Origin of the sequence: Paracoccus beibuensis (assembly GCF_026162625.1) — a bacterium.
GTDB lineage: Bacteria > Pseudomonadota > Alphaproteobacteria > Rhodobacterales > Rhodobacteraceae > Paracoccus > Paracoccus beibuensis.
This window is the reverse complement of sequence record NZ_JAOTBD010000014.1, coordinates 70,618-80,809: the sequence shown is the minus strand read 5'-3', so window position 1 is coordinate 80,809 and position 10,192 is coordinate 70,618. Positions and strand designations below refer to the sequence as shown.

The following is a 10,192-nucleotide window of genomic DNA, read 5'->3' as shown; positions in this document are numbered from 1 at the left end:
CCACACTCGGAGCGACCTCGACCACGTTGCCCTGCGGCTCAACGGCCACGCACAACGCTTGGCTTCCAGACGCCGGCTGATACCTTCGAACGAGCCGTTGCGCTGACCGGTTGAGCCCACCGCACCTTCTATTTGTATTCGATCAGCCCGGTCCTGCGCCCGGTCAGGCGCTTGAGGTGATATTCCAGTACGCCCAGGGCTTCGGGGATCTTGCCCAGGGTCAGGAAGGTGGCGCGAACCGGATCGCCGTCGCGCCGTGACAGCCGCAGGACCTGCAGCGGCCACAGCAGCAGGATCAGCAGGAAGACCGGGTCCAGCAGCAGCGCCCCCAGCACCGCGGCCAGCGGCACGCCCAGGCCCCAGATCAGCGCGCGCCGGGTCTGGGCGACATTGTGGCGTTCGGGCGGCGCACCGTGCAGAGCCGCCCCTTCGGCATAGGCATGGCCTGCCCGCCGGCTGCGCCGCCACCATTGGCCGAAACGGCGGATGGCGGCGTCGTGGCGCGTCATCTCGGCGTCCAGGCGCCAGATCTGCCAGCCCGCCTGGCGCAGCCGCACGCACAACTCGGGCTCTTCGCCGGCGATCAGGCGGGGATCGAAGCCGCCGACCTGGGCAAAGGCCGTCCGCCGCATCAGCACGTCGCCGCCGCAGGCACGGGCCGGCCCGACGGGAGTGTCCCATTCGCGGTCGATCAGCCGGTTGTAGATCGAGGCCTCTGGCGCAATCTCTCGGCGTCGGCCGCAGACGGCCGCCACTGTGGGGTTGTCGTCCATGAACGCGGCCGCCTTGCCGATCCAGGCGGGGACCAGGCTGCAATCGCCATCGACGAACTGGATCAGGTCGGAATCCCCCGGCAGCGCCCCGACGCCGGCATTCCTGGCGCGAGCGGCGGTGAAGGGCACCGACAGGTCCAGCCGGACCACCTGAACGCCCCGCGCCTCGGCTGCCGCGATGCTGCCGTCGGTCGATCCCGAATCGACATAGACGATGTGGCGCAGGCCCGCCTGCCGAAGGCTGTCCAGGCAGCGCAGCAGGCGCTCGCCCTCGTTGCGGCCGATGGCGACGGCGTCGATGGTCGGATCGGACATCCGCAGGTCCTTCTAGCTGGGGGACGGCACATGGCCCGGATGGCGCCGGACCTGCCGCGTATAGGCGTTTTGCCGCGGGGGAAGCCCCTCTGCGGGCTGTTGCCCCTCGTCCGTGACGCGGCCCAGTTCCAGCCGGCCGGCCAGCGCGCCGGCCAGCAGCCAGGTCACCGGCGTCAGCGTGCCGTTGGGGATCAGGTCGATCATGTTCGCGGTCAGCGCCATGGCGACACCGGCCGTGGCCGGCGTCAGCCCCAGGCTTTTCCATCGCAGCCCCAGGAAGATCATCGGGATCAGCAGCAGACCGAATTCCGCCAGATAGCCCAGCCAGCCCTTGGTGCCGATGCTGATGATCCAATAGCCGTCGGTCGTGCTGATGTCGGCGCCTTCCGCACTGATGACGCGGTTGCGTCCCCAGCCCCCCCATCCGAACAGCGGTCGCAGGTTGGCACGTTCCAGCAGGATGTCCTCGTTGTCGAAGCGGTATTGCAGCGATGCCGCGCGCCCCGGGTCATAGTCATAGGCGATGTCGAGCGCGGTTCCCGTGGGCGCCAGCCCCGCCCCGCGCAGCATCGGATAGGTCAGCAGCGTCCCCGCCAAGGCGGCCGCGCAAAGGATCTGCAGCCGGATCGGCAGAAAGATGATCAGCGCCCCCAGAAACAACCCGATGGCCATCGCTCCGACGCCCTTGGACAGCACCAGCACCATGAACATCCACATGGACGCCATCAGCCACCTGGTCCGCATCGGACCCGTGCTGCTGCGCCACAGAGAAAGTGCCGCCAGGAAGGACCCGCAGAAGAAGATCGCCAGCCACAGACCGTGCTGCAGGAACACGACCGGGCGATAGCCTCCGCCCCGCAGGTGCTGCCGCCAGTCATGGGGAAAATAGCCATAGATCATCCGGCTGAGCTGCGGCGACATCCGCACCTCGTAAAGCGCCAGCAGCGAATAGAGCAGGCCGGCCACGACCATCCCGATGGCCAGCGTCCTCTGCCCCTCGGGGTGGGCCAGGTATTTCCGCGCCAGCAGGAAGGGCAGGACCATGAACAGCGTGTTGCCCAGGGTTGATGCGATGTCATAAGGCCGCAGGGCCGGCTGGACGCGCCCGCCATAAAACAGCCGGTCGCCATTGGTCAGCACCGTCAGCACGGTGCCCACGGCCATCAGCACCAGAAGCAGCTGGACCGCGCGGCTGCGCGGCACCCATCCGGGCAGGATCGTGCCCGGCGCCAAGGTCCGCAGCCTGGCCGGATTGAGCATCATGATGGCCGCAAGAACCGCCGCGATGGCAGGGATGGAATCCTTGCTCAGCGTGGGGATTGCCGGCAGGTTGATCGCATAGTTACGCGGCAGCAGCAGATAGGCGCCCAGGATCGCGGCGGTCACAGCCTCTGCGGGCGTTCGCTTGGCAAACAGCCAGAACACCACCACAGGCCAGCACAAGACCGCAACCATCGAGACCATGGCCGTTTCCTGCCATAGCCGCGTCGCTGGCGCCATGTCGATTTGTATCGGCTTGTTCCGGATCAACGCTGGCCTTCGTCCCCGCCGAGCGTCAGAGCCCGCCGTCATCCACTGCGCAGAAGATAATTCCCACCGCTCAGGTTGAGCGGTGGGCGGTATTTTCAACAAGACTCGCAAAGATTTAAAAATTATAAATCAAGAACGGCTTCAGATCATTTTATGGGCATGCATTTTCACGCCCCGATGACGATGTCGGTCGAGTTTTAAATGTTCAGCTTTTGCAGGTTTAATTGGACAACAATTTTTCCGACGCGATCAGGATATCGAGGGTTTTCTGTATCCTGTTCATGAGCTATGTGCATCTGCACATTCTGGAGCCCGCTGGCGCCGAGCACGACGCCCTTACCGAAATCGTCTCGGATACACTTGGAAGGTCCAGCGTTCCGCTTCTCTCGGTCATTTCCGGTTACCTGATGGTAAGCTTCTTTTCCAGGAGAAGTTATCTGGATGCCTTGGGGAAACGCTTCCGCAGCCTGATCGTGCCGATGATCATCTGGAACGGCATTGCCATCGCACTCTGGGGAGGGTCGGGGATCAATGATCTTTTGGCCCTGACGGGAAGTTCGAAGCTGATATACCTGACCTTCCTGCGGGACATCTTTGTCATGTCCGCCCTGACGCCGCTGCTGCTGGGCGCCGCAAGAAGATCGCCCCTGCTGCTTATGGGCGCAATCACCACGATATATCTTGCGGACCTGAAAACGGTCCTGATCCTGAGACCGCAGATCGTCTTCTTTTACACTGCCGGAGTTCTTCTGCATGTCTGCCCGATCCCGCTGCGGCGCAATTGGGCCGGCCCTGCGATCGCTGCGCTTGCGCTGATCTCCGTTGCCAGCGCCGTGTGGCCCACGATGAATGACAGCCATTATTTCGACGCATTGATCAAGCGTCCGGCAGCCAGCCTGGGCTTCTGGGCCCTGGCCATGGTTTCAGGGCGTCACCTGCCGGCCCTGGCGCGCCTTGATCGCCATGCGTTTCCTTTCTTCCTGTCGCACGGCGTTCTTTTCCATATTCTCGGCGCGCTCTATCACAGGGCAGAGGTTCTGCATTTTCCGGCGGCATATCTGATCCTCTGGCTGTCGGCCCCGTGGATCTGCTTTCTTGTTGCAGCCGCGACGTCTTGCGCACTGGAGAGGGCCAGGCTTGCCGTCGCCGGATCGGGACCGGGCCTGAACTTGGCTGCACTGGCGAAGAGCCGACGCAGGACCGGCCGGCTGTGAACGCCCGAAGCCAGGATGGGCACGGACCTGGGTCAGACTTGCCCATCTGTCGCGGCAACCGCTATGAATGCCTTCGCCACCTTCGCGATGTCCCGCAATTGCCCGCAGGTGAGTGGTCGAGGTCCCGGTCGGACAGGGCCGCCGCTTGAAGCCGAGACAAAGGTCCATGCCATGATCATCAGCCCGCGCCACCGGTTCGTCTTCGTCCATATTCCGAAATGCGCAGGCACCTCGGTCCGCACGCAGATCGTCAAATGCGATCCGGACCACCTTTCCATGGGCGAGGTGGGCAGGCATCCCGAACTGGGAAACATCGATTTCGGCCATGTGCCCTTGCCGATCCTGCGCCAGCATTTCCCCCGGGAATACGATTACCTGGAACGCTTCACCTCTTACGCGGTGGTGCGCGACCCGCTGGAGCGGTTCGGATCGTCGCTGCGCCAGATGCTGTGGCGCTATGACCAGCGGCCGATGACGCTGATCCCGGCAGAGGAACTGCGCCAGCTGACGCTGAAGACCCTGGACGAGGTCGCAGACCAGCTGGACAACCCGTCCAGCAAGTTTATCTTCTTCGCCCGGCAGCGCGATTTCATCTTCGACGGGGACCGCAGGATGGTCGATCACCTGATCCCCATGGCGCTGGTGCCCGACTTCATCGCCCATATCGGCCGAATCACCGACACGCCGATGGAATCGGACACCCGCAGCAACCAGAATATCGAACTGCGCTTCAAGAAGATCGGCGGTCTTGCCTACCGCGTGAACGACATGCTGCGCCGCACCCTGCCGCTGGACCTGCATGCCCGGATCAAGGACAGCGCGCTGCGGCTGCTGTCGGCCAGGAAGAGCGCGGCCGAGGCCAGCGGCATCCTTGACATGCCCGAAGTCCGCACCTTCGTCGAACGCCACTATGACGAGGATGCACAAATCTATCACCAGGTGATGGCCCGGTCCGAGACGTTGAAGGCGGCGCTGCAGGCGGACAACCTGCTGGCCGTTCCTCCGACCTCCGGCACGTGACAATCATTCGGCCGCTGTTTCCTTGTCCGCCTGTGCCATGCTGCGGGTCAAGCCGCTGCACAGGCAGGCCCTGCAGCGACGTCGGCTCATCAGCGTTCGCCGAACAGGCAGTCTGCTTGTGGCGGAACGGCTTTGTGGACGTAGGTTTTTTCCATTGCCCGATTTCTGATCACGACATTGCTGTTGCGCGAACCTGATCGGAACGGCGGATTTCGCTGAAAGGGTTCAGCCGTCGTTGCGCAGTGCGCATCTGCTGCTGGTGACGGCGGTTTCCCCGTTCTGGATTCCCTGCAAGGGGCGGGACAACTGGCGAATTTCCTGCAGGGCGATATCCCCCTGCTGTCGATCACCTGATCGCTGTCGGTCGAGGAGCAATGCTACCCGCTCTGGCCGTTGCTGCTGGTTTTGCTGTCCGTCCTGACCATCGGCAGGCTAGCGGCTTTCTTCAGGCTCTGCGGAACGCGGGCGACACCGCTGATCATGTTCGCGCTGCTTCTGGGATACCTGAAATCGTGCCGGTCGATTTTCACGGCTGGCCGACCGTGGCCGCGCTGGTCATGCGCGAAGATCACGTCGCCCGCCAGGCGATGACCCGTCGTTCGCATCGGGGAAATCAGCCATGGGCTTTGTCTTTGTCACCTGATCGGGCTGCATGTGGCGCACCTGATGGCCGGCAGTTGGGGCTAAACGACGCGCCATGTGAGTGGATCGTCACCGCGGTGTTTCCGCTCCTGTCGATCACAATAGCGGAAATCAGCTTCAGGTGGCCCGAGGAATACTTTCTGGCATGGAAGAATTCCCGCCCCTCCAGGCCTGCCTTGCGGCCGAATTCGCATGAAATGCATGGCGCCCGCACATTGCTGCGCGGGCGCCGACTTCCTTCCTATTTGACGGTCAGCACCAGCCGTCCGTTGGTCACCGCCACGCCTTCGGGCAGGACCGCTCCCCGGTCGGTGACGGCGACGCCCTCTCCGGTCAGCTCGTAGCTGCCGGGCAACAGCAGGTTCAGCCCCGAAACCGCGACCTCCGAACCGGCGGTCAGCACGACCTCGGCCGTGACGGTCGGTGCGGCAAGCCCGTCGCCGATCATGCCCGAGCGGAACCGCTGCAGCCTGGGCAGGCCGCGCGACAGGATGCCGACGACGTTCACCAGCTGGGGCGTATTGTAGTCGCCGTCATCGGCCACGTACTCGGTATGGCCGACGGTCAGCTTTTCGCCGACCTGCGGCAGTGCGGACAGGTCGTACATGTGCAGGCGGCTGGTGCTTTTGTTCCACTCCTCGAAGTCGGACATCCTGCCGGACACGCCGCTCTCGGACGCGATCAACGGATTGCCGGGATCGACAAGGCGGTGCTTGTAAAGCGCATCGCCGATTTCCAGCATCGCTCCGGCACGGAACTCCAGCTTGCCCTGGACGGTCAGCTTGGCCGTCCCGGCGCCGTCCCAGCCCACCATGGCGCGCGGGCCGCCGATCGTCAGCTTGCGCCCGGCAGGCACGGTGGCATCCGGTCCCAACAGGACCTGCACCTTGCCGTCAGCCGCCATGTCCAGGTCGCTTACCTGCCCGGTAAACCCGACTCGGCCCGAGGCCGCCTCGATCTCCATGGGCTGGCTGGTCCGACCGCAGAAGAACTGGCCCCCATAGCCGACCTTGATGATCGCCGGGTCCATGATCGTCCCAACCGTCAGGCTGCCCGAGGTCACGTCCAGCCACCCGCCGCCGAAGGTCAGTGCGGCAATGTCGGTCGTCAGCGTGCCGAAGCGCACGAAGTTGCCGTCCAGGTTCGCCGCATCCGCGGCATGATCGCCCGGCAGCGTCCGGGTCGTCCAGTTGCGACGGTTGTCCCAGCGGAACCCCTCGGTCCGAGGGTCGGGCAGGAAGGTCAGGTCGGCGGGGTGGGCACGCTTGGGGATCGGGCGGCCAAAGCGGGTCCGGGCCCACTGGATGGCATCCCTCACGTCCTGGGCGATCTGGTCGTTTGCCTTCACATGCTGGACGAACTGATCGATGGTTGCGGAAGGCTGCCCCATCACCGATCCGGCGTAGTTCTGGATGGTGGTGTCGTTCAGGACGGCAGGATCCAGTCCCTCGACGTTTTCCGACATGTCGGTGTCGTCGCGGCCGCTGCGCCACTGCCAGACCTGCGTGTCGTTGAAAAGCATCCGCCCGGCCAAGCTGTAGGGCTGCCCGCCTTCCCAGTCGGGGCGGTCCAGGTTGTTGCGCTCGGCCAACTGCGCGGGATCGTCGGGGTTGGCACGGTGCGCGACGATATTGCCGATCATCGCCGTCTGGTAGCCCGTGATGTCATGGCCCCAGTTGGTCGCCCCCTGGAACCCGTTTACCTTCTTGTAGCCCGATCCGAAGACCACCCCGTCGACGAAGTTCGTGAACTGGTTGATCGGCCCCAGCTTGGTGCCGGAATGGATGGCGGCCTGGATGTTGTTCTCGATGAACAGGTTGCGCTCGTACTGGCCGCCGCAGCGGATCTGCAGGCCGCAGGATGCGTTGCGGGAAATCAGGTTGTCGCGCAGGGTCAGGTCCTGGCAGCTGAACGTCAGATAGAGCCCGTGGTTGCGGTCCGACGGCGGCATCGGGAATGCGGCGCTGCGGTTGTAGTCATAGCCCTCGGCCCAGCCACAGCGGTCCACGACGCAACCCGCGATCATCAGGTTCTTGGCGCTGCCGCCATAGGCGCCGCTGATGCGGTCCGAGCTGCCGTCCCAATAGGTTCGGGGCGGAGTGCCGCCTGGCGTGACCTTCGCGATGTCGTAAAGGGCGACCTCTTTCCAGGAACACATGTTCAGGTCGCGGAACTGGCTTTCATTCGAACCGGTGATGCGGCAGTTCTCGACGATGATCCCGTAGCCGTGGCGCGGGTTGAAGTGCGAGATCGCAAGATCGCGCAGAACCATGTAGCGCGGCCCAAGCCCGATCCATTCGAACCCTTGCGGGAATTCGGGCCGGGCACCCTTGCCCCAGGCACCGAAGACGATGGGGTGCAGCTCGTCCTCGCCGCGCCAATAGGCACCCTGATGCGCACCCCGGACATAGCTGTAGCCGCGCTCGAACAGGAACCAGTCCGAACGGCTTTGCTTGCCGCCGCCGACCAGGGTGCCGAAGATCATGCCGAACACGTCCAGCGCCACGGCCTTGTCTGGGGTGCTGCCGAATTCCGGGCGCTCGATCAGCCAGGGACCCGTGACGGTGCTTTCCGCCACGCCGGCCTTGGCCGCGATCATGGCTTTGGTCAGCGCCGAGGCCGCGCCCGAGACATGGACCTTGCGGTGGCGCTGGCCGGGTTCAGGCGTGAAGCGCCCCTCTGCATCGACCGGCAGCCAATAATGGATGCCGCTGGCATGGCCGCGCTTCTGGGTGCGCGGGACGACTTCCAGCGCCACGCTCTGCCCGTCCCTCAGCTTGGCCGGATAGGTGCCGCCCTCGGTCAGATCCAGAAGGTTCAGGCCGGTGGTGCCGTCGGCGCGGCGCAGCACCTCCAGCCCCTCGACCGAGGCCAGGTCCGCGAAGGTGTTCATCCGTCCGGCAGAGGCCGACAGGCTGGTGACCAGCGGCCGCCTGCCCCATGCGCTGACCGCGAAGATCAGGTTGTTGGATGTCAGCGCAAAAGCCTTGCCGGTCAGCGCCGGGCTGTGGAAATGCATGGACATCAGGACACCTTCTTGACGCGGGTTTCGGGCAGGATCCGGGCCTGCCCGGCCAGCCCCATGACGAAGACATAGTGCATGGCGATGCAGCCGGTCGTCGGCGTGAACGTGTCGCTGCGGACAAGCCGGGTCTGGTCGGCGGGACGCGAAACGTCGAAAACCGCGACGTCCAGTCCCGAATTGTTGCCGGTCGCGTCGGACAGGCGGCCGATGATCCGGGTGGCATTGCCGTATTCGACGACCGTTTCCAGCTGATAGGTCTCTCCCGGGGTCACGTCGAAATGGACGCGGGGATTGCCTGCCCTGTTGCCGCTGGCACTTGTGACCGTGATCGACCCGTCGGCACCCCGGGTGGCCTGGCCGGCGTAGCCGCCGGTGGCATTGCGCCATTCGAGGGCGGTCCAGCCATCGGACGGCGGGACGACGACAGCCGGCGCGGCCGGAACCGCGACAACAGCGCTGAGCGCCTGCCGGCTGCCCGCGGTATCCGTCGCCGTTTCGCGATAGGACAGGCTTGCGCCACCATCCTGGGCGATCCGGATCACGTGGGCGGTCCCGGCCCCGCCCGTGGCCTGACCGTCGTGCAGCCATTCGCCGGTGCAGGTGATCTGCTCCGACAGGCTGACCCACAGGCCGGGCGTTGCGGTCAGGGACGCGCCGTCCTCGGTGGTGCCGGCAACGGCCGGCGGCACCAGGCAGACCGGACCCTGGGCCAGATCGGCCGCATGGATGATGAAGCTGCCCTGATAGGCCGAGGAAGCGTCGATCGAAAAGCTGACCGTGCCCGAGCTGGTCGTGACGTTGCTCAGAGAGATCCGCTGGTCGGACAGGATGACCCATTCGGGCTTGAACACGGGCTCTTCGGGGGCCTCGGGTTCCGGTTCGGGATCGGACTCGCCGGTATCCGGCTCCTGGGGCGGCCAGACGACCGCCGGTGTCTGATGCACCGCCTCGACAGCCGCCTGGCGGGCGGTTTCGACGTGAGCGATCGTTCGGCCCTGCAGCTGTGCCGAAAACTCCAGTTGCAGCCCGGCCTGATCGGCCAGGACCGCACCGTCCGCCAGCCACTGCCGAGAGGTCTCGACAGGGCCCAGATTGGCGTCATAGACCCAAAGGCCGGGAACAGCGGTCAGCGGCTGCCCGGCCGGGGCGGGGCTCAGGGTGGCAGGCACCAGGCACAGCGGACCCTGCGCCAGACTGGCCCGGGTGACCGGATAGGTTCCGGCATAGGGGCCCGCCTCGATCGTCAGGGTCAGCGCGTCGACCTGTGCGGGAACGTCGGCGTTGCCGGCCGACAGCGACAGCAGGATCTCGGGCACGGGCCGCGGCTGCGACGCGTGCACACGACGGGGGCCGATGGCCACCCCCAGCCGCAGCATCATGCCAGGACGACGATATCGGTCGCGGTGGTGCCGGTGGCCAGGATCCGGCGCACGCGGATCGGGAAGGGGGCGCCGGGCACCGCGAAGATGCGGCCGGTCGAGCCATCGACCGTGATCAGGTTGACAAAACCTTCGGTGCCCACGGCGATGGCGCGGCTGGCCAGGTCCAGATCGGTGGCGTCATCGGGGATGACGTTCTTCAGGTAGGTCGCCGGGCTTTCGAGGCCGGGCACATTGTGCTTGAACAGATCGATCATGGGAAATCTCCAACTGCTTGGCAAACCGCCGCCCCCT

The 10,192-nt window shown here is 65.2% G+C and carries 7 protein-coding genes; 2 read left to right on the top strand and 5 right to left on the bottom strand.

What is annotated here, in order from left to right; translation table 11 throughout:
• Positions 1–128: 128 nt before the first annotated feature.
• Both OC159_RS10805 and OC159_RS10800 read right to left on the bottom strand, forming a co-directional pair.
• On the bottom strand, positions 129–1,088 hold the full coding sequence (locus OC159_RS10805) for a glycosyltransferase family 2 protein (RefSeq protein WP_265501164.1): 960 nt from the start codon (positions 1,086–1,088) through the stop codon (positions 129–131).
• 12 nt (positions 1,089–1,100) lie between these two features.
• Positions 1,101–2,588: a hypothetical protein gene (locus OC159_RS10800; RefSeq protein WP_265501163.1), complete on the bottom strand. Its 1,488-nt coding sequence runs from the start codon at positions 2,586–2,588 to the stop codon at positions 1,101–1,103.
• A gap of 254 nt (positions 2,589–2,842) precedes the next feature.
• Between OC159_RS10800 and OC159_RS10795 the strand changes: the two genes are divergently transcribed.
• A complete protein-coding gene (locus tag OC159_RS10795) occupies positions 2,843–3,832 on the top strand; it encodes an acyltransferase family protein (protein WP_265501162.1) in 990 nt (329 codons plus the stop codon).
• Positions 3,833–4,003: 171 nt separating this feature from the next.
• Positions 4,004–4,852 (top strand): sulfotransferase family 2 domain-containing protein, encoded by an 849-nt coding sequence (locus OC159_RS10790; protein ID WP_265501161.1) that lies wholly within the window; start codon positions 4,004–4,006, stop codon positions 4,850–4,852.
• Positions 4,853–5,735: 883 nt separating this feature from the next.
• On the opposite strand, the gene OC159_RS10785 is transcribed toward OC159_RS10790, so the two are convergent.
• From OC159_RS10785 to OC159_RS10775, 3 genes are read right to left on the bottom strand one after another with little or no spacing between them, the layout of a single operon-like run.
• Positions 5,736–8,519, bottom strand: coding sequence for a right-handed parallel beta-helix repeat-containing protein (locus tag OC159_RS10785; RefSeq protein ID WP_265501160.1), 2,784 nt, complete (start codon positions 8,517–8,519; stop codon positions 5,736–5,738).
• Positions 8,519–9,895 (bottom strand): hypothetical protein, encoded by a 1,377-nt coding sequence (locus OC159_RS10780; RefSeq protein WP_265501159.1) that lies wholly within the window; start codon positions 9,893–9,895, stop codon positions 8,519–8,521. The genes OC159_RS10785 and OC159_RS10780 overlap by 1 nt, the downstream gene beginning before the upstream one ends.
• A complete protein-coding gene (locus OC159_RS10775; RefSeq protein ID WP_265501158.1) occupies positions 9,895–10,155 on the bottom strand; it encodes a spike base protein, RCAP_Rcc01079 family in 261 nt (86 codons plus the stop codon). The genes OC159_RS10780 and OC159_RS10775 overlap by 1 nt, the downstream gene beginning before the upstream one ends.
• Positions 10,156–10,192 lie beyond the last annotated feature (37 nt).

Coding starts and splice junctions, on each gene's coding strand:
- OC159_RS10805 (WP_265501164.1), bottom strand. CDS start 1,088: ATGTCCGATCCGACCATCGACGCCGTCGCCATCGGCCGCAACGAGGGC.
- OC159_RS10800 (WP_265501163.1), bottom strand. CDS start 2,588: ATGGCGCCAGCGACGCGGCTATGGCAGGAAACGGCCATGGTCTCGATG.
- OC159_RS10790 (WP_265501161.1), top strand. CDS start 4,004: ATGATCATCAGCCCGCGCCACCGGTTCGTCTTCGTCCATATTCCGAAA.
- OC159_RS10775 (WP_265501158.1), bottom strand. CDS start 10,155: ATGATCGATCTGTTCAAGCACAATGTGCCCGGCCTCGAAAGCCCGGCG.
- OC159_RS10780 (WP_265501159.1), bottom strand. CDS start 9,895: ATGCTGCGGCTGGGGGTGGCCATCGGCCCCCGTCGTGTGCACGCGTCG.
- OC159_RS10785 (WP_265501160.1), bottom strand. CDS start 8,519: ATGTCCATGCATTTCCACAGCCCGGCGCTGACCGGCAAGGCTTTTGCG.